The organism is Pseudomonas sp. MWU13-2105 (genome assembly GCF_023242315.1).
Classification (GTDB): Bacteria; Pseudomonadota; Gammaproteobacteria; order Pseudomonadales; family Pseudomonadaceae; genus Aquipseudomonas.
Window position 1 is genome coordinate 119,724 of record NZ_JALLIY010000008.1, and the last position, 18,575, is coordinate 138,298.

Consider the following 18,575-nt stretch of genomic DNA (forward strand, 5'->3'; position numbering starts at 1 on the left):
ACGCTTGGCTTTCCGTTACAATGCCTCACCGTGCCGACAACAGCGTCGGAAAGTTCAGAAGAGGTGCCTTGTGGATATCATCGAAACGATTAAAGAGCAGATTGCCAACAACACCATTCTGCTTTACATGAAAGGCTCGCCGAATGCTCCACAGTGCGGCTTTTCCGCCAAGGCCGCGCAGGCCGTGATGGGCTGTGGCGAGAAGTTCGCTTACGTGGACATCCTGCAGAACCCGGAGATCCGCGCCAACCTGCCGAAGTACGCCAACTGGCCGACGTTCCCACAACTGTGGGTCGGTGGCGAACTGGTCGGCGGCAGCGACATCATGGCGGAAATGTTCGCCAACGGTGAGTTGCAGACCCTGGTCAAGGATGCTGCGAGCAAAGCGGCAGCGGCCAAGACCGAAGCCTGATCACTGGTGCTTGATTGAACGCAATCCTGTAGGAGCCAGCTTGCTGGCGATGAGGCCCGTAAGCCTTGTATCGATCTTGCGGATATCATCGCCGGCAAGTCGGCTCCAGCAGGAATAGGTGTCTGTTTCTCCGGCACCTATAAAAAAGCCCCGCCTCTGAACAAGAGCGCGGGGCTTTTTAATCGGCGCTGTTTATTCGCCCATTTGCGACTGCAGGTAATTCTCGAGCCCCACTTTGTCGATCAGGCCGAGTTGGGTTTCCAGCCAGTCGATATGTTCTTCCTCGGACTCAAGGATCTCTTCCAGCAGTTCCCGGCTGCCGAAGTCGCCGCTGGCTTCACAGTGGGCAATGGCCACCTTCAGGTCGGCATGGCCGCTGCGTTCGATGCGCAGGTCACACTCGAGCATTTCCTTGGTGTGTTCGCCGATGTGCAGCTTGCCCAGGTCCTGCACGTTGGGCAGGCCCTCAAGGAACAGGATGCGCTTGATCAGCTTGTCCGCGTGCTTCATCTCGTCGATGGACTCGTGGTACTCGTGCTTGCCCAACTTGTTCAGGCCCCAGTCTTCATACATGCGCGCATGCAGGAAGTATTGGTTGATCGCGACCAGCTCATTGGCAAGGATCTTGTTGAGATGCTGGATGACCGTGATATCGCCTTTCATGGTGGGGCCCTGTCCTTTAATAACTGACTATTCGACGGAGTTTGAGCCGCGCAACTTCGGGTGTCAAACCTAAGTTATTGAATCATATATAAAAATTAATCGGAATAAGAATGTTTATGTTCCGCGTCTTAGCGCTAAGCAATTGAATTACAGGCATAAAAAAACCGGACGCAAGGTCCGGTTCTTTGAGAACTCGTGCTTTACGCTGCAGAAAATTCTACCGGGTAAGGGAGCGCCGCCTGCTGGCTTTGCAGTTCGGTCAGGGTCTCGCGCACCACCTGCTTGGCCAGGCAGGCACATTTGCCACATTGGCTGGCCACGCCGGTGGCTTGCCGCACGTCGCGATAGCTGCAGCAACCCTCATAGATCGCTTCGCGGATTTGCCCATCGGTGACGCCAGTGCAGAGGCAGACATACATAAGGTGAGAACCATCGCTGATTAAGGCTCGATTGCGCTGGATCTTAATGTTAACGAGAATGATTGTCAAAGTGCTTTCGGTAAAGCTTCTGTCAGCGGGCTGCTTACCTGACGAGTGGTGTCATCCCGCGGCAGGCGAGTTTGTAAAAAGCGCTGGGGGCAGTCGAAAAACGCGGTGTATGATGGTCGGTCCTTAGGAAGGTAGGTCACGTCACAGTCCTGTCGTCTGCTTATGGCAGGCTGGGCTGGGCCTTAAGTTCTTCACCGCATCACACCAGGAGATATTCAATGAGCGTACTCGTAGGCAAACAAGCCCCCGACTTCACCGTCCCTGCCGTACTGGGCAATGGCGAAATCGTTGACAGTTTCACCCTGTCCTCGGCCATCAAAGGCAAATACGGCCTGGTGTTCTTCTACCCACTGGACTTCACCTTCGTCTGCCCGTCCGAGCTGATCGCCCTGGACCACCGCATGGACGATTTCAAGGCGCGCAACGTTGAAGTCGTGGCCGTCTCCATCGACTCGCACTTCACCCACAACGCCTGGCGCAACACCGCCATCAACGACGGCGGCATCGGCAAAGTCAAATACACCATGGCTGCCGACATGAAGCACGAAATCGCCAAGGCCTACGACGTTGAGTCCGAAGGCGGCGTGGCCTTCCGTGGCGCGTTCCTGATCGACGACAAGGGCGTGGTCCGCTCGCAGATCATCAACGACCTGCCGCTGGGCCGTAACATGGAAGAACTGATCCGTCTGGTCGACGCCCTGCAATTCCACGAAGAGCACGGCGAAGTCTGCCCGGCCAACTGGAAAAAAGGCGACAAGGGCATGGACGCTTCGCCAGAAGGCGTTGCCAAGTACCTGACCGAGAACGCCGGCAAGCTGTAAGCGCCAGGCTTCAGGCATAAAAAAACCGGTCTTCATGACCGGTTTTTTTATGCCTGGGTTTGCTTCGCCGACCGGATCAGTCGTTGTAGTCTTCCCAGCCGCCCATTTCCTTCCAGCGGTTGACGATGCCGCAGAACAGCTCGGCGGTCTTCTCGGTGTCGTAGCGGGCCGAGTGGGCTTCGCGTCCGTCAAAGTCGATATCGGCCGCCTGGCAGGCCTTGGCCAGCACGGTCTGGCCGTAGGCGAGGCCGGCGAGGGTGGCGGTGTCGAAGCTGGAGAACGGGTGGAACGGGTTGCGCTTCATGTCCAGGCGCGTCACCGCGGCGTTGAGGAAGCCCAGATCGAAGCTGCTGTTGTGGCCGACCAGGATCGCGCGTTTGCAACCGTTGGCCTTCAGGGCTTTGCGCACACCACGGAAAATGTCGGTCAGCGCGGTTTCTTCGCTGACGGCCATGCGCAGCGGGTGATCGAGCTTGATCCCGGTGAACTCCAAGGCTGCCGCTTCGATATTCGCGCCTTCGAAGGGCTCGACGCGGAAGAAGTAGGTGTGCTCCGGGAACACAAAGCCTTTTTCGTCCATGCCGATGGTGGTCGCGGCGATTTCCAGCAGGGCGTCGGTGGCGGCGTTGAAACCTCCGGTCTCGACATCGACGACAACCGGCAGGTAGCCACGAAAGCGTGCGGCCATCGGGTGCCGGGAACCGGTACCGCCGCCATTGCCTTCTTGTTCGTCGTCGAAATGCTCTTCACTCACAGCGTTTTCTCCAGCAGGCGCCAGCGCAGTTTTTCACCGGCGCGCAGCGGGATGACTGACAGCTCGCCGAATGGCAGGCTGGTCGGGGCGGTCCATTCTTCACGGACCAGGGTGATCTGTTCGGTGTTCGCCGGCAGGCCGTAGAACCGCGGGCCATGCAGGCTGGCGAAACCTTCGAGGTTGTCCAGCGCGTTGCGCTGTTCGAAGGCTTCGGCATACAACTCGATCGCCGCATAGGCGGTGTAGCAGCCGGCGCAACCGCAGGCGGCTTCCTTGGCGTGCTGGGCGTGAGGCGCCGAGTCGGTGCCGAGGAAAAACTTCGGATTGCCGCTGGTCGCCGCCGTCAGAAGGGCTTCCTGGTGCGTGCCGCGCTTGAGGATCGGCAGGCAGTAGAAGTGCGGACGGATACCGCCCACCAGCATATGGTTGCGGTTGTACAGCAGGTGATGGGCGGTGATGGTCGCGCCGACGTTGGCCGGGGCCTCGCTGACGAACTGCACCGCATCGGCCGTGGTGATGTGTTCGAACACCACCTTCAGGCTCGGGAAACGTTCGACGACGCGGCGCATATGCTCGTCGATGAAGAGTTTCTCGCGGTCGAACACGTCGACCTCGCCACGGGTGACTTCACCGTGGATCAACAGCGGCATGCCGACTTCGGCCATGGCTTCCAGGGTCGGGAAAATCTTGTCGATGCTGGTGACGCCGGAGTCCGAGTTGGTGGTCGCGCCGGCCGGGTAGAGCTTGGCGGCGTGGACGAAACCGCTGGCCTTGGCGGCGCGGATTTCCTCGGGCTGGGTCCGGTCGGTGAGGTAGAGCACCATCAACGGTTCGAAGCGGCTGCCGGCCGGACGCGCGGCGAGGATGCGCTGGCGATAGGCGTCGGCTTCCTCGGCGTTGCGTACCGGTGGCACCAGGTTGGGCATGATGATGGCGCGGCCGAAGGTGCGCGCAACATCCGCGACAGTGTGGGGTAACGCAGCACCATCGCGAAGATGAATATGCCAGTCGTCGGGACGCAGCAGGGTCAGGCGGTCGGACATTGGGGATTCCAGGCGGGTCGAACTGAAGGGAATGCTACCGGAAAAGACGGCCTCAGGCACTCGCTATCAAGTTTTGCCACGGTCAACCGATACCACAGAGGTAGGGCGTGGAATCGGCATGCCTGTCTTGACGATGTAGACATTCAGTGGAGCCTCCCGTGCGCCAGCGTTATTTAGCCTTGCTCAGTATGTTCGCCGGCCTGCCCGCCATGGCCATGACTTTCCAGACCCGTCTGGAGAGCATCGAGTGGAAGGTGGAAGGGGACAAGTTCGAGTGCCGGCTGAGCCAGCCGATCACCGACTTCGGTGCCGGTGAGTTCGTGCGCCGGGCCGGCGAGCAGGTGACTTTTCGCCTGAAGGCCTACAACCATGTGCTCGGTGGCGGTTCGGCGACCCTGCTCGCCGCCGCGGCGCCGTGGCAGCCGGGGCGTGGCGACATCAACCTGGGCTCGGTGCAGATCGGTAGTGGCGATGTGCTTTTCAACAGTTCCCAGGGCCAGGCCGGACGGCTGGTCAGTGGTTTGCTGGAGGGTCGCAGCCCGCTGCTGCGTCACTATTCGCGCGACGGCGGCGTCTCGGAAGTCCGCCTGCTGCCGGTGAAGTTCAGCAAGGCCTACAGTGACTATCAGGAATGCACCGCGAAACTGCTGCCGAAGAATTTCGAGCAAGTGAAACAGGCGCAGATCGGCTTTCCCGGCACCGGTGTCGACCTCGATGCCCAGGCCAAGGCCGAGTTGCAGGTGATGCTCGACTTCATCAAGGCCGATCCGAGCGTCAACCATATCGAACTCGACGGGCATTCCGACAATGCCGGCAATCGCCTGGCCAACCGTGACCTGTCGCGCCGCCGGGCGCTGGCGGTGATGGACTTTTTCAAGGCCAATGGCATCCCCGAATCGGAGATCGTCATGCGTTTCCACGGTGAACGTTATCCGCTGGTGCCGAACAACAGTGCGGCCAACCGGGCGAAGAATCGTCGGGTCAATATCCATCTGGAGCGTGTCCCGGTCGCCGAGAAGTCCGCGCCCGCTGCTGTTCCCGCTCCCGCGCCCACGGCTGGCGCCGGGAGTGCCGCGAAGACCTCCTGAAGCGGCTGTTTTCGTCGCCGCGTCGACATTATCTGTCGCTTTGCCGTCCTAAGCTGTCGCGCCTCTGTAAATCCACCGGTTTGAGCGGTAGAATCGACGCCTTTCCGTACAACCCCGTGGAGTGATGGCATGGCCGACGTAAACAAGGTCGTTCTGGCGTATTCCGGCGGCCTGGACACTTCGGTGATCCTCAAGTGGCTGCAGGATACTTATAACTGTGAAGTGGTGACCTTCACCGCTGACCTGGGTCAGGGCGAAGAGGTCGAACCTGCACGTGCCAAGGCGCAAGCCATGGGCGTGAAAGAGATCTATATCGATGACCTGCGCGAAGAGTTCGTGCGCGATTTCGTGTTCCCGATGTTTCGTGCCAATACCGTCTACGAAGGCGAGTACCTGCTGGGTACCTCCATCGCCCGTCCGCTGATCGCCAAGCGCCTGATCGAAATCGCCAACGAAACCGGTGCCGACGCGATTTCCCACGGCGCTACCGGCAAGGGTAACGACCAGGTGCGTTTCGAGCTGGGCGCCTATGCCCTCAAGCCTGGCGTGAAAGTGATCGCGCCGTGGCGTGAATGGGACCTGCTGTCCCGTGAAAAGCTGATGGATTACGCTGAAAAGCACAACATCCCGATCGAGCGTCACGGCAAGAAAAAATCCCCGTACTCGATGGACGCCAACCTGCTGCACATCTCCTATGAAGGCGGCGTGCTGGAAGACACCTGGACCGAGCACGAAGAAGACATGTGGCGTTGGACCGTCTCCCCGGAGAACGCGCCTGACAAGCCGCAGTACCTGGAACTGACCTACCGCAACGGCGATATCGTCGCGCTGGACGGCGTCGAAATGACCCCGGCCACCGTGCTGGCGACCCTGAACCGCATCGGTGGCGAACACGGTATCGGTCGTCTGGATATCGTCGAGAACCGCTATGTGGGCATGAAGTCCCGCGGCTGCTACGAAACCCCGGGCGGCACCATCATGCTGCGCGCGCACCGGGCCATCGAGTCGATCACCCTGGACCGCGAAGTCGCTCACCTGAAAGACGAGCTGATGCCCAAGTACGCCAGCCTGATCTACACCGGCTACTGGTGGAGCCCTGAGCGTCTGATGCTGCAGCAAATGATCGATGCGTCCCAGGCCCACGTGAATGGTGTGGTTCGCCTGAAGCTGTACAAGGGCAACGTGATCGTCACCGGGCGCAAGTCCGACGAGTCGCTGTTCGATGCCAATATCGCCACCTTCGAAGAAGATGGCGGTGCCTACAACCAGGCCGACGCGGCCGGCTTCATCAAGCTCAATGCGTTGCGCATGCGCATTGCGGCGAACAAGGGTCGCAAGTTGTTCTGATCGGTTGTTGCCCTGAAAAGCCCCGGCCGCTTGGCCGGGGCTTTTTTTTACCGTCGGGATGACATTATTCATCCCGATGGTCGGTACGGTGGTTGAGTTCGAAGCGGTAGTTTTTCCCCAGCTCGCAGACCTGACGCACGGTCAGGTCGAGTTTTTGCGCAATCTCGATGGCGGTGTAGCCGAGCGCGCAATAGTGCATGGCATGTCCGGCAATGGCATCTTGGGCGAACTCCGCACTGGCCGAGTGCGCCGCCCGGTATTTTCGAGTGAGGTGCAGCGAGCGGCTTTGGCTGATCTTCAGGCCGTTTTCCCGCGCCATGCGTTTTATCTCGTTCTTGTTCATCTTGAGCGAGTACTGCAGCGCCGAGATCCCCGCGCCCTTGGTAATCAACTCGCGCAGCAGTTCGGTTTTGCGTGTTCTTTCCTGCTCCTCGTCTTCCACCGCGATGGCTGGCTCGCCGGTTTCCGGCGGGGCCTGGTTGCTGGCGCTGGCTTGCACGCGAGCAATGGTGCCACCGCGTTTGAGGAAGTCATCAATGGCCAGATCGAGATCAAGATCCAGGGTTTTGTGCGCAGTGGAATGCTTTTTGAAAGTGTGGTCGTTCATTATATATGGCCTGCTCGTCCGAGTCGTAGGATAGACCTTTGCTAATGTCATTCGGTGTTGAGAGTTGAATAAACGATTGGTGGTGCTCGAAGGTCTTGAAGTGAGTCAGCAAGTATCGAGTTTGCAGCCTGGAAAGAAAGGATCAAGTCAGAGGGTTTAACTTTCGCGCTGTGATTGTAGAATTGAAGGTAAGCGTTCTTGGCGGGGCGTAGTCCGTTTCCTGTTCTTTTTATCGGTGCTGGATTGGCATTTTCAAAGTGTGTCGGGCTGCGCCTGATAATATTGACGTTCAGGGTTTGTTGATATGCCTCGCCCCAGCGCAGTCCGTGTATTCACGAGCGGAGGCTGGGTACAAGTTGTCAAACGTTTCCGCTGGCCCGGCATTAGAGTAAACGGCTTTTTCATAATGCCGTCCTTACTTATGTGTATGCCGGCGGTTCATGGAAAATTTCTCCTGGGTTTTGCGTGGCGGCCAGTGGGCACTTGTGGCGCTTTTCCGCGACGTGGTCACGCCCTGCGTCACGGCGTTTGCGCGCAGGTACTGCCCGGGCGGGTTTTCGGGGGCGGCGGGGCCATTATTTCTTGTTGCAGAAATCCATTAGACAGGCCATTACCTGGCGTTCTAATGTTTGAATCTGGCAACGCGCGGCAAGGTGATGTCGTTCTGCTGGACGCCAGGATGAAATACCACTGGAAGTGGGATGTTTATCATGGACAGTGTGGCTCCCGGGCGGCTGCTGATCCTCCAGGGAGTTGTACTTTTTATGATGGTGCTTTTTTTGTAGGGCAAATCTCTGTTGTTTGTAGGGAATGTCTTTGGCTGGTACTGCCCGGTGGAGGCGCTATGCCCAGGAGGGTATGACTAGGCTATTGTGCTGACTCTGAAAATTCGAACAGCGAAAATTGGACTTGCCCATGAATAAAGTGCTGATCGTGGATGATCATCCCGTCATTCGTCTTGCTGTACGTATGCTGATGGAACGTCATGGCTACGAAGTCATTGCGGAGACGGATAACGGTGTAGATGCTTTACAGTTGGCGCGGGAACATGCGCCGGACATTGTTATACTCGATATCGGGATTCCCAAGCTGGACGGGCTGGAAGTCATTGCCCGTTTAACGTCTATGGGGCTTTCTTTCAAAGTTCTGGTGCTGACCTCGCAGGCCCCCGGGCATTTTTCCATGCGTTGCATGCAGGCCGGCGCCGCCGGTTACGTGTGCAAGCAGCAGGACCTGACTGAAATGCTCAGTGCCATCAAGGCGGTGCTGTCCGGCTATAGCTATTTCCCCAACCAGGCGCTGCACACGGTGCGCTCCAGCCTGGGGAATGCCAGCGAGGCGGACATGGTCAATCGGCTCTCGGGCCGTGAAATGATGGTGTTGCAGCAATTGGCGAGAGGCAAGAGCAACAAGGAAATTGCCGATGGCATGTTCTTGAGCAACAAGACCGTCAGTACCTACAAGACGCGTTTATTACTCAAGCTCAATGCCCGCTCGCTGGTTGACCTGATCGAGTTGGCGCAGCGCAACGGCCTGGTCTGATCAGCGCCTTTGGCGACAGGCATCTGGCAACGGACGAAAGGGGGAAGGCAGCAGGGACGACGAGAAACCCCTGGTATTCAGCCGGCAGGAGAGGGCCTGCGGCGTGGCATCGATGATGCTTTGTGTAACAACCACACCTCTACAAACCGAAAAGCCTCCGCAAAGGAGGCTTTTGAGTGGGCGCGTGTTAATTACAAATCAAAATCATAGTCCGCCAATTGCTTTTGCAGGCGACGCTCTTCCAGCAGGTTATCAATGGTGCGGCGCTTGCTGAGGTTGGTTTTTGCGACTTCCACCACGGGCTCGCTGTCCTCTGTTTCGGCAGCGATGAAGTCGTCCTCTACGTCCAATTGCTCTTTGTCGGTGCTCATAAACATAACTCCGGGCTAAGACTGCCGTTGGCGCCCCTTATATCGATAATTTCCGGCCCGGTAAAAAAGATTTTTTCAATCGCCTGATCGATAAAACCAATAGCGGCTCAATCGTCCGAGGTCTTGTCCTTGTAATCGCACAGGTCTTCGATCCGGCAACTGCCACAACGTGGTTTGCGCGCCTGGCAGACGTAACGCCCGTGCAGGATCAACCAATGGTGGGCATCGAGTAGATAGGGCTTGGGCACGAACTTCATCAACTGCTTCTCGACTGCGACCACGTCCTTGCCCGGCGCCAGGCCGGTGCGGTTGCTGACGCGGAAAATATGCGTGTCGACGGCCATGGCCAGTTGTCGGAATGCGGTGTTGAGCACGACGTTGGCGGTCTTGCGGCCGACGCCGGGCAGGGCTTCCAGGGCTTCGCGGGTTTGCGGTACCTCGCCGCCGTGGTTTTCCAGCAGCAAGCGACAGGTCTCGATCACGTTCTTGGCCTTGCTGTTGAACAAGCCAATGGTCTTGATATAGGCCGATAGTCCTTCGACCCCGAGGGCGTGGATGGCTTGCGGGGTATTGGCCACGGCATAGAGCTTGGCCGTCGCCTTGTTCACGCTGACGTCGGTGGCCTGGGCGGAAAGAATCACCGCGATCAACAGTTCGAAGGGCGTCGAGTAGGCCAGTTCGGTCTTGGGGTCTGGATTGTCTTCGTGGAATTTGCGGAAGATCTCCAGGCGTTTGGCGGCATTCATGGGGCGGTGGAGTCCTTTAAGGTTGTACACAGCACCTGTAGGGGCATGGCCTGTCGGGGCGCCGCATTGTCGCGAAGGGGGCCTCAAGAGCGCCAAAAGCTTCGCTGGCAAGCCATGCTGCTACAGGTCCCTTTGTGTGCTCAAGAGTGAATTCGGTTTGCTCGATCGGTGTTGCTTCCAGGCCTGCCTGGCGGCCAGCAGCAGGCCCAGGAGGATAAAGGCTCCTGGCGTCAGGCTGGCCAGGTGCAGTCCGCCCTGGGCGGCCCACAGGCGCGGCAGTTCGTTGGCGGTCGGTACCAGCCAGCGCAGATGATCCAGCAATGTGCCGTTACCCAGCAGTTCTCGCAATGCCCCCATGAGCAGCAGTCCACCCACGAGGCCGGCGAGCAGGGCGGTAGTGGCTCCCAGGTGGCTGCGCTCGAATGCCCCAAGGCGTTCCAATAGCAGGCATTGCAGGCCGATCAGGGCCGGGTAGATGCCCAGGGCCTGGTGCAGCTCCCAGGCCCAGGCCTGGACACCAAGCGAAAGGCAGCTGACCAGGCTGGCGGCCAGCAGGATGCTGCTCAGCCCGGCCAGTCGCGGATGAATCCGGAGCTTGAGGAGCCGACTCAGCAGGCCATGGGCGCTGATCGCGATCAGGCTCAGTAGTCCTATCGAGAATGCCTTGAGCAGCGAGTCGCTGGCACCGAGCAGCGGTGTCAGTACCAGCGTTCCCTGGAGTAGCGCGGGTCTATTCATGCGCGGCGTTCCCCATGAGTTGTGCCTGGTGTTCATCGAAATAACGCAGGGCATCATGAATGGCGTTGACGGCGGCGCGGGAAGTGATCGTCGCGCCGGCTATCTGGTCGAATTGGCCACCATCCTGTTTCAGGCTCCAGTCGCTATCGGGGGTGTCCGCGCGGGACTTGCCCAGCCAGTGTTGCAGCCAGCGATTACCCTGGTCGGCGATTTTTCCACCGAGTCCGGGGGTTTCCGCGTGCGACAGGGTCTTGACTCCGAGCAGTCGGCCATTCGCGCCAATTCCGATCATCAGCTCCAGCGGGCCGCCGTAGCCCTGGGTCCGACTTTGCAGGACCACTGCCGTCGGTTGTCCGTCCTTGAGCATCAAGGTGCCGCTGAGCAGCAGGCTATGAGCTTGCTGCGCCGCCTCCAGTCGTAGCGGGCGGCTCTGGTATTGCCCCGGCGGCAGGACATCGAGCAGCTTGCGGTTCTCGATCGCCTCGCGTTGCTCCTGGATCAGCGGCCGCGCCTGTTGCTGCGCCAGCCAGGTCAGGCCGATCCCCAGTCCGGCCAGGGTCAGCAGGATAAGTGCCGAGGCGGTTCTGTTCATACTGGCGGTTCCTCCTGCGTGGCGGCGACCAGGCGTTCCAGCGAGGGTACCGCCAGGTTCATCAGCAGTACGGCAAAGGCCAGGCCATCGGGGTAGCTGCCCCAGGTGCGGATCACATAGGTCAGCGCACCGACACCGATGCCGAACAGCAGGCGCGCCCTGGGGCTCCTGGCGCCGGAAACCGGCTCGGTGACGATGAAAAAAGCACCGAGCATTGTCGCGCCAGTCAGCAAGTGAAACAGCGGCGAGCCGTGGGAGTCCGAACCGGAGCCATTCCAGAACAACAGGCTGAGGATAAACAGGCTGCCGAGCATGCCCGCCGGCGCGTGCCAACTGAAGACTTTTTGCCGGAGCAGAAAGGCGCCGCCGGCGAGAAAGGCCAGATTGATCCATTCGCTGCCCTTGCCGCCGAAATGGCCGAATGCGGGGTTGCCGGCGAAGAGCTCGTCGATGGTCAGGCTTTTGTTGACGCGCAGGGTGTCCAGCGCGGTGGCCTGGACCCAGGCGTCCGGTTGCCCGTCGAGGTGCAGGCCGAACACGGCTTGCAGCGCACCGGGCAGGTCCAGGCCATGGTTGACCGACCAATGGGTCATGGCGCCGGGGAAGCTGACCAGGACCAGGGCATAACCGAGCATCGCCGGATTGAACGGGTTCTTGCCCAGGCCGCCGTACAGGTGCTTGCCCAGCAGCAAGGCGCTGGCCGCGGCACCGACGGTCAGCCACCAGGGGCAATAGGGCGGCAGGGCGATGGCCAGCAGGGTGGCGCTGACCAGGGCGCTGCCATCCAGCAACGCGGGGCCCGGGGGACGGCGGCGCAAACCGAGGGCCAGCGCTTCGGCCGCGACTGCGCTAGCGCCGGCCAGCAGCAGATTGATCAGGATGGCCCAGCCATTGAGCCAGAGCAGTACCGCGATCCCCGGCAGCGTGGCGAGCAACACCCATTGCATCGCCTGGCGGGTGCGCTGTTCCGGCGTTTCAAGGGGCCGCATGGGCTGCCTCGGCGTGGCGCAGGGCCTGTTCCGCCGCCTCGAACTGTTGTTGCAGCAGCACCAGTTGCGCGGCCTGTTCGGCGATTGGCGGGTGGCCGAAGGCTTTCAGCGATTTGTTCAGTTGCGCGCGGCTCATGGCCAGATCGATCTTGGCTTTTTTCAGCGTGGCGTCGGCGGCCGCGGCTTTCTGCGCCTTGACCCGTGCAATGGCGTCTTGCAGCGGGTTGCTGGCGACTGGCTCGGGTTGCCCGGCGCGTTGCGTACGGGCCAGGCGTTCCGCCTGCTTGCGCTGTTCTTCGGCGCGCAGCCGGGCGTTACGGCTTTCGAAGCGGCGCCGGGCCCGGTTGCGTTTTTCCGTACGGGCCCTGAGTTCTTCGGCGCTATGGGCCAGGCCGCCGACCACCGCCACGACCTGGGCGCGGGGCAGCGGATGCATCTCGATGCAATCCACCGGGCAGGGCGCGACGCACAGGTCGCAGCCGGTGCACTCGTCGACGATCACCGTGTGCATCCATTTGGCGGCACCGACGATGGCATCCACCGGGCAGGCCTGGATGCACTTGGTGCAGCCGATGCACTCGGCCTCGCGGATAAAGGCGACCTGGGCCGGGGCGCTGCCGCGTTCCGGGTCCAGCGGCAGGACCGGCACCCGCAGCAGTTCGGCCAGGGCGGCAATGGTTTCGCCACCGCCTGGCGGGCACTTGTTGATCGCTTCGCCCTGGGCGATGCCTTCGGCGTAGGGCTTGCAACCCGGGTGCCCGCATTTGCCGCATTGGGTCTGCGGCAGCAGGGCATCGATACGTTGAATCAGGCTCATGGTTTGACCAATGCAGTGAAACCGAGGAAAGCCACGCCGATCAGACCGGCGCCGATCAGGTCGATCGGCAGCCCGCGAAAGGGCTGCGGCACTTCTTCGTGGAAAGTACGCTGGCGCAGATCGCTGAACAGGCCCAGGACCAGCCAGAAACCCAGCCCGGCACCCAGGCTGGTAAGGAGCGCCTGGATCAAGCCCTTGTCATCGGCCGCGTTGAGCAGGCTCAGGCCAAGGATGCCGGCATTGCCCAGCAACGGCGTTGTGAGTCCGCCGAATGGCAGGCGTGGCAGGCCGCGCGCAAGCAGGCTCAGGAGCGGGCCGATCAGCAAGACGCTGGTGGGCAGGAAGACGAACAGCTTGAAGGCCTCCAGGCCCAGCGGCAGCAGAAGGTAGTGGTAGAGGCTGTGGCTGATCAGCGTGGTGACCAGCATCAGCGCGCTGGTGGCAATGCCCTGCGCGTGGAGTGTCAGGCGTTTCCCGGCGGCCGGCCGGGCTTGCAGCAGCGGATCGACACCCAGCGGCCAGTGCAACACGAAGTTGTTGAGCAGGGCTGCACTGACGAGGGGGAGTACAAAATCGATCATGGTCATGCCGGGTTAGGCTCTACGAAAACTGCCTGCGCGCCGCTCGGCGAGTTTTCGTATGAGCCTGGCGAACGAGCTGATTATCCGGCAAGGAGGGACGGCGCACCAGTTTTGCGACATCGTGGGCCATGATTGCCCATGGCCCACCAGGCGCAGCGGGCGGTTACTTGATCCGCTGGCCGGGTTTGGCGCCGGTGTCCGGGCTCAGCAGGTAGATTTCCTCACCGCCGGGGCCGGCCGCCATCACCATGCCCTCGGAGATGCCGAAGCGCATTTTCCGTGGCTTGAGGTTGGCGATCATCATGGTCAGGCGACCTTCCAGCTCAGCCGGGTTCGGGTAGGCGCTCTTGATCCCGGAGAACACGTTGCGTTGCTCATCGCCGATATCCAGGGTCAGGCGCAGCAGCTTGTCCGCGCCCTCGACGGCTTCGGCCTTGAGAATCAGCGCTACGCGCAGGTCAACGGCGGCGAAGGCATCGAAGTCGATCTCCGCCGACAGCGGGTCCTTGGCCAGTTCGCCGTTGCCTTGCGGGGCGGCGCTACCGGTGTCGGTCTGGCTGGCAGTGAGGTCTTCCTTCGAGGCGTCGGTCATGGCTTGTACTTTTACCGGGTCGATACGGGTCATCAACGGCTGGAACGCGTTCAGCTGATGGTTGGCGAGCAGGCTGGCGTGATCGTTCCAGGTCAGCGGCGCGACATTGAGGAACGCCTCGGCATCGGCGGCCAACAGCGGCAGCACCGGCTTGAGGAAGATGATCAACTGGCGGAACAGGTTGATACCCACGGCGCAGACCGCCTGGACTTCATCCTGCTTGCCTTCCTGCTTGGCCAGGGACCAGGGTGCCTTGTCGGCGATCCAGGCGTTGGCGCGGTCGGCCAGGCCCATGATCTCGCGCATGGCCCGGGCGAAATCGCGTGCCTCGTAGGCTTCTGCGATACCCGGGGTGGCGGCCAGGAAGGCCTCGGTCAGTTCCGGCGCGGCGTTGCCGGCTACCAGTACGCCGGCATTGCCCTTGTGGATAAAACCGGCGCAACGGCTGGCGATATTGACCACCTTGCCCACCAGGTCCGAATTGACCTTCTGCACGAAGTCGTCCAGGTTCAGGTCGAGGTCATCAACGCCCTTGCCCAGCTTGGCCGCGTAGTAGTAGCGCAGGTATTCCGGGGACAGGTGGTCCAGGTAGGTGCGGGCCTTGATAAAGGTGCCGCGCGACTTGGACATTTTCTGGCCGTTGACGGTCAGGTAGCCGTGCACGTTGATCCCGGTCGGCTTGCGGTAGCCCGCGCCTTCGAGCATCGCCGGCCAGAACAGGGCGTGGAAGTTGACGATGTCCTTGCCGATGAAGTGGTACAGCTCGGCGGTGGAGTCCTTGCCCCAGAACGCGTCGAAGTCCAGTTCCGGACGCCGCGCGCAGAGGTTCTTGAAGCTGGCCATGTAGCCGATCGGCGCGTCCAGCCAGACATAGAAGTACTTGCCCGGCTCATCCGGGATCTCGAAACCGAAGTACGGTGCATCGCGGGAGATGTCCCACTGCTGCAGGCCGGCATCCAGCCATTCGGCGATCTTGTTCGCCACGGCATCCTGCAGGGTACCGCTGCGGGTCCAGGTTTGCAGCATGGCCTGGAAGTCCGGCAGCTTGAAGAAGAAGTGCTGGGAGTCCTTGAGTACCGGGGTCGCCCCGGAAATCGCCGATTTCGGGTTTTTCAGGTCGGTCGGGGCGTAGGTCGCGCCGCATTTCTCGCAGTTGTCGCCGTACTGGTCTTCGGTGCCGCATTTCGGGCAGGTGCCCTTGATGAAGCGGTCGGCCAGGAACATCTGCTTTTCCGGGTCGAAATACTGGGTGATCGAGCGCGTGGCGATATGCCCGGCGTCGCGCAGGCGCAAGTAGATCTGCGTCGACAGCTCGCGGTTTTCTTCGGCGTGGGTCGAATGGAAGTTGTCGAACTCCACCAGGAAGTCGGCGAAGTCGCCGCTGTGTTCGAGCTGGACATTGGCGATCAGCTGTTCCGGGGTGATGCCTTCCTTCTCGGCGCGCAACATGATGGCCGAGCCGTGGGCGTCGTCAGCGCAGACATAGATGCATTGGTTGCCGCGGTGCTTCTGGAAGCGCACCCACATGTCCGTCTGGACATACTCGACCATGTGGCCAAGGTGAATGGAACCATTGGCATAGGGCAGGGCGCTGGTGACGAGGATCTGGCGTGGCTCGGACATGGGGCTCGGCTACTTGAAGTGAAACGGAGATCGGCCACTATAAAGCCCCGGCGCACATAATTCACCCCTTGCAGCCTTGCCCGGAGATTGTTCCGCCCGGGGGATTTGAAACCTGGCGCGGTTTTGTGGCGAGCGGGCTTGCCCGCGTTCGACTGCGCAGCCGTCGTAAAACCTGTGCACTCGGCCTGCCTGAGACACCGCGGATGCTGGTTTCAGGGGCGCTTCGCACCCCAACGCGGGCAAGCCCGCTCGCCACAAATGATTGTCTGGCATGTCTCTGCGCTCCAGAACAGTTACGATAGCTGTCTGTTTTACTCAGTCTTTTTCGGGAGTTGCCCATGAGCGCAGTCAATCGCGCAGCGGTGGAGGCCGTCCTTCGCCAGTACACCGACCCTTATCTGAACCAGGACCCGGTCAGCGCCGGCTGCGTGCGGGCCATTGATATCCAGGGCGATCGCGTGACGGTCCGGCTGGAGCTGGGCTATGCCGCCGGGCTGTTCAAGAGCGGCTGGGCGCAGATGCTGCAGATGGCCGTCGAAGGCCTCGACGGCGTCGCCGCGGCCAAGGTCGAGATCGATTGCGTGATCGCCGCGCACAAGGCCCAGGCGCAGATTCCGGGTCTGGCCAATGTGAAGAACGTGGTGGCGGTGGCGTCCGGCAAGGGCGGGGTGGGCAAATCCACCACGGCGGCCAACCTGGCGCTGGCGCTGGCTCGTGAAGGGGCGCGGGTCGGTATTCTCGACGCGGATATCTACGGGCCGAGCCAGGGCATCATGTTCGGCGTCGCCGAAGGCACGCGGCCGAAGATCAAGGAGCAGAAATGGTTCGTGCCCATCGAGTCCCATGGCGTGGAAGTGATGTCCATGGCCTTCCTCACCGATGACAACACGCCGATGGTCTGGCGTGGCCCGATGGTTTCCGGGGCCTTGTTGCAACTGGTGACCCAGACCGACTGGGGCAACCTGGACTACCTGGTGATCGATATGCCGCCGGGTACCGGCGATATCCAGCTGACCCTGGCGCAGAAGGTCCCGGTGGCCGGTGCGGTGATCGTCACCACCCCGCAGGACCTGGCCTTGCTGGATGCGCGCAAGGGCGTGGAGATGTTCCGCAAGGTGAATATCCCGGTGCTGGGCGTCGTGGAAAACATGGCGGTGCATATCTGTTCGAACTGCGGCCATGCCGAACATCTGTTCGGTGAAGGCGGCGGTGAGAAGCTGGCGAGCCAATATGGTGTCGAGCTGCTGGCTTCGTTGCCGCTGTCGATGTTGATCCGTGAGCAGGCCGATGGTGGCAAGCCGACGGTGATCGCCGAGCCGGACAGTCAGATCGCCATGGTCTACCAGGAACTGGCGCGGCACGTGGGCGCGCGGATCGTGTTGCAGGAAGCGCTCAGCCAGGCGATGCCGAATATCACCATCAGCGACGATTGATAGGGCGCAGGCCCATGTGGCGAGCGGGCAGGCCCGCTCGCCACAGAGGTATGCTCGACTTCAATGCAAAAACACCGGGCACAAAAAAAGCCCCGCTTTTGAGGGCGGGGCTTTTTACTGGATCAGTACAAGTTAGATAACTTGAACTTCTTCAGCTTGCATGCCTTTCTGACCGCGGGTAGCGATGAAAGAAACCTGTTGGCCTTCTTTCAGGCTTTTGAAGCCGTCGGATTGGATTGCTTTGAAGTGTACGAACAGGTCGTCACCGGATTGTGGAGTGATGAAGCCGAAGCCTTTTTCATCGTTGAACCACTTGACGGTACCGGTTTGGCGATTAGACATTTGATGTCTCCTTGGACAAAGTTAACTGCGACTCAGGAAAAGCCCTGGCCGAGACTGAGTGCAAAGAGCAGGAAAAATTCTTGGAGATGGTTGGATCGAAATTCAACATCGTGTAGAGATTCTCAGTGACACAAGCAGCACAGTGGCGCCACCATACCCCACTTTCCGAGACGTGCCAATGGTCTTCAACAAGGTTTCGCCTATTTCGTGACTGACGGCGGCCAGCCCGGCTGTTCGCCCCGCGCAAATAGCCGATTTGTCAGGCCCGGGGACAGTCTCGTCGCGAGAAACGGCGTCGACGCTTTAACCCGGCGGCGCGCCCCGGTAAGATGCCGGACAGAATTTCTCCACCTCGTTATATCAGGACACCCGCCATGAGCATCAAATCGGACAAGTGGATTCGCCGCATGGCGCAAGAGCACGGCATGATCGAGCCCTTCGTCGAGCGCCAGGTGCGTGGCGAGGCCGACAACCGGGTGATTTCCTTCGGTGTCTCGAGCTATGGCTACGATGTGCGTTGCGCCGATGAATTCAAGGTGTTCACCAACATCAACTCGGCGACCGTCGATCCGAAGAACTTCGACGCGGGCAGCTTCGTCGACGTCAAGAGCGACGTCTGCATCATTCCACCGAACTCCTTTGCCCTGGCCCGTACCGTCGAATACTTCCGTATTCCACGCAACGTACTGACCATCTGCCTGGGCAAGAGCACCTATGCCCGTTGCGGGATCATCGTCAACGTCACGCCGCTGGAACCGGAATGGGAAGGCCACGTGACCCTGGAGTTCTCCAACACCACCACGCTGCCGGCGAAGATCTACGCCAATGAAGGCGTGGCGCAGATGTTGTTCCTGGAGTCCGACGAGGAATGCGAAGTGTCCTATAAGGACCGTGGCGGCAAGTATCAGGGCCAGCGTGGCGTGACCCTGCCGCGCACCTGACGAAGGGCGTGACAAAACAGGGAATTCCTCGGCGCTGGGGCACTC

The 18,575-nt window shown here is 60.7% G+C and carries 20 protein-coding genes and 1 pseudogene; 7 read left to right on the forward strand and 14 right to left on the reverse strand.

Going from position 1 to position 18,575, the window contains the following annotated elements; all coding sequences use genetic code 11:
- Positions 1 to 70: 70 nt before the first annotated feature.
- Entirely contained in the window at positions 71 to 412 is a 342-nt protein-coding gene (gene grxD / locus M5B96_RS13505) for a Grx4 family monothiol glutaredoxin (RefSeq protein WP_248797172.1), read from the forward strand.
- Positions 413 to 604: 192 nt separating this feature from the next.
- Here grxD and bfr read toward each other — a convergent pair whose 3' ends face one another.
- A complete protein-coding gene (gene bfr / locus M5B96_RS13510; protein ID WP_248797173.1) occupies positions 605 to 1,075 on the reverse strand; it encodes a bacterioferritin in 471 nt (156 codons plus the stop codon).
- 200 nt (positions 1,076 to 1,275) lie between these two features.
- Positions 1,276 to 1,494: a bacterioferritin-associated ferredoxin gene (locus tag M5B96_RS13515; RefSeq protein ID WP_248797174.1), complete on the reverse strand. Its 219-nt coding sequence runs from the start codon at positions 1,492 to 1,494 to the stop codon at positions 1,276 to 1,278.
- A 287-nt stretch (positions 1,495 to 1,781) separates the two neighbouring features.
- Between M5B96_RS13515 and M5B96_RS13520 the strand changes: the two genes are divergently transcribed.
- The gene (locus M5B96_RS13520; RefSeq protein WP_121134265.1) at positions 1,782 to 2,384 is read left to right on the forward strand and encodes a peroxiredoxin; all 603 of its coding nucleotides are present in this window, start codon (positions 1,782 to 1,784) and stop codon (positions 2,382 to 2,384) included.
- A gap of 76 nt (positions 2,385 to 2,460) precedes the next feature.
- On the opposite strand, the gene rnt is transcribed toward M5B96_RS13520, so the two are convergent.
- Together rnt and pyrC are read right to left on the reverse strand one after the other, a co-directional pair.
- Positions 2,461 to 3,138, reverse strand: a complete 678-nt coding sequence (rnt, locus tag M5B96_RS13525) for a ribonuclease T (RefSeq protein ID WP_248797175.1) — start codon at positions 3,136 to 3,138, stop codon at positions 2,461 to 2,463.
- A complete protein-coding gene (gene pyrC / locus M5B96_RS13530) occupies positions 3,135 to 4,181 on the reverse strand; it encodes a dihydroorotase (RefSeq protein WP_248797176.1) in 1,047 nt (348 codons plus the stop codon). The genes rnt and pyrC overlap by 4 nt, the downstream gene beginning before the upstream one ends.
- Before the next feature lie 158 nt (positions 4,182 to 4,339).
- Between pyrC and M5B96_RS13535 the strand changes: the two genes are divergently transcribed.
- Together M5B96_RS13535 and M5B96_RS13540 are read left to right on the forward strand one after the other, a co-directional pair.
- Positions 4,340 to 5,269, forward strand: a complete 930-nt coding sequence (locus M5B96_RS13535) for a flagellar protein MotY (protein WP_318654839.1) — start codon at positions 4,340 to 4,342, stop codon at positions 5,267 to 5,269.
- Positions 5,270 to 5,398: 129 nt separating this feature from the next.
- The gene (locus tag M5B96_RS13540) at positions 5,399 to 6,616 is read left to right on the forward strand and encodes an argininosuccinate synthase (protein WP_123358038.1); all 1,218 of its coding nucleotides are present in this window, start codon (positions 5,399 to 5,401) and stop codon (positions 6,614 to 6,616) included.
- 64 nt (positions 6,617 to 6,680) lie between these two features.
- On the opposite strand, the gene M5B96_RS13545 is transcribed toward M5B96_RS13540, so the two are convergent.
- A complete protein-coding gene (locus M5B96_RS13545; protein WP_248797177.1) occupies positions 6,681 to 7,223 on the reverse strand; it encodes a hypothetical protein in 543 nt (180 codons plus the stop codon).
- A gap of 915 nt (positions 7,224 to 8,138) precedes the next feature.
- On the opposite strand from M5B96_RS13545, the gene M5B96_RS13550 reads away from it, so the two are divergent.
- A complete protein-coding gene (locus M5B96_RS13550) occupies positions 8,139 to 8,765 on the forward strand; it encodes a response regulator transcription factor (RefSeq protein ID WP_040070340.1) in 627 nt (208 codons plus the stop codon).
- 191 nt (positions 8,766 to 8,956) lie between these two features.
- On the opposite strand, the gene M5B96_RS13555 is transcribed toward M5B96_RS13550, so the two are convergent.
- The 8 genes and pseudogenes from M5B96_RS13555 to metG form a co-directional block, all read right to left on the reverse strand.
- Positions 8,957 to 9,136, reverse strand: a complete 180-nt coding sequence (locus M5B96_RS13555) for a PA3496 family putative envelope integrity protein (RefSeq protein WP_040070339.1) — start codon at positions 9,134 to 9,136, stop codon at positions 8,957 to 8,959.
- Positions 9,137 to 9,243: 107 nt separating this feature from the next.
- Complete coding sequence (gene nth / locus M5B96_RS13560) at positions 9,244 to 9,882, reverse strand: endonuclease III (RefSeq protein WP_248797178.1); 639 nt, start codon at positions 9,880 to 9,882, stop codon at positions 9,244 to 9,246.
- A gap of 120 nt (positions 9,883 to 10,002) precedes the next feature.
- The gene (locus M5B96_RS13565) at positions 10,003 to 10,620 is read right to left on the reverse strand and encodes an Rnf-Nqr domain containing protein (protein WP_248797179.1); all 618 of its coding nucleotides are present in this window, start codon (positions 10,618 to 10,620) and stop codon (positions 10,003 to 10,005) included.
- Positions 10,613 to 11,212, reverse strand: coding sequence for an RnfABCDGE type electron transport complex subunit G (locus M5B96_RS13570; RefSeq protein ID WP_248797180.1), 600 nt, complete (start codon positions 11,210 to 11,212; stop codon positions 10,613 to 10,615). The genes M5B96_RS13565 and M5B96_RS13570 overlap by 8 nt, the downstream gene beginning before the upstream one ends.
- Positions 11,209 to 12,201, reverse strand: a complete 993-nt coding sequence (locus M5B96_RS13575) for an RnfABCDGE type electron transport complex subunit D (RefSeq protein ID WP_248797181.1) — start codon at positions 12,199 to 12,201, stop codon at positions 11,209 to 11,211. Before M5B96_RS13575 ends, M5B96_RS13570 begins: the two co-directional genes overlap by 4 nt.
- 1 nt (position 12,202) lies before the next feature.
- A pseudogene (gene rsxB, locus M5B96_RS13580) lies at positions 12,203 to 13,018 on the reverse strand (electron transport complex subunit RsxB); the annotation flags it as partial.
- Entirely contained in the window at positions 13,015 to 13,599 is a 585-nt protein-coding gene (locus M5B96_RS13585) for an Rnf-Nqr domain containing protein (RefSeq protein ID WP_248797325.1), read from the reverse strand. The gene M5B96_RS13585 and the pseudogene rsxB, both read right to left, overlap by 4 nt.
- Positions 13,600 to 13,762: 163 nt before the next feature.
- A complete protein-coding gene (gene metG, locus M5B96_RS13590) occupies positions 13,763 to 15,814 on the reverse strand; it encodes a methionine--tRNA ligase (RefSeq protein WP_248797182.1) in 2,052 nt (683 codons plus the stop codon).
- A 338-nt stretch (positions 15,815 to 16,152) separates the two neighbouring features.
- Here metG and apbC point away from each other — a divergent pair, with 338 nt between their 5' ends.
- A complete protein-coding gene (apbC, locus tag M5B96_RS13595) occupies positions 16,153 to 17,247 on the forward strand; it encodes an iron-sulfur cluster carrier protein ApbC (protein WP_248797183.1) in 1,095 nt (364 codons plus the stop codon).
- Between the two features lie 132 nt (positions 17,248 to 17,379).
- Here apbC and M5B96_RS13600 read toward each other — a convergent pair whose 3' ends face one another.
- A complete protein-coding gene (locus M5B96_RS13600) occupies positions 17,380 to 17,589 on the reverse strand; it encodes a cold-shock protein (RefSeq protein ID WP_002554837.1) in 210 nt (69 codons plus the stop codon).
- A gap of 374 nt (positions 17,590 to 17,963) precedes the next feature.
- Here M5B96_RS13600 and dcd point away from each other — a divergent pair, with 374 nt between their 5' ends.
- Entirely contained in the window at positions 17,964 to 18,530 is a 567-nt protein-coding gene (gene dcd, locus M5B96_RS13605) for a dCTP deaminase (RefSeq protein ID WP_100944471.1), read from the forward strand.
- The last annotated feature ends 45 nt before the right edge of the window (positions 18,531 to 18,575 follow it).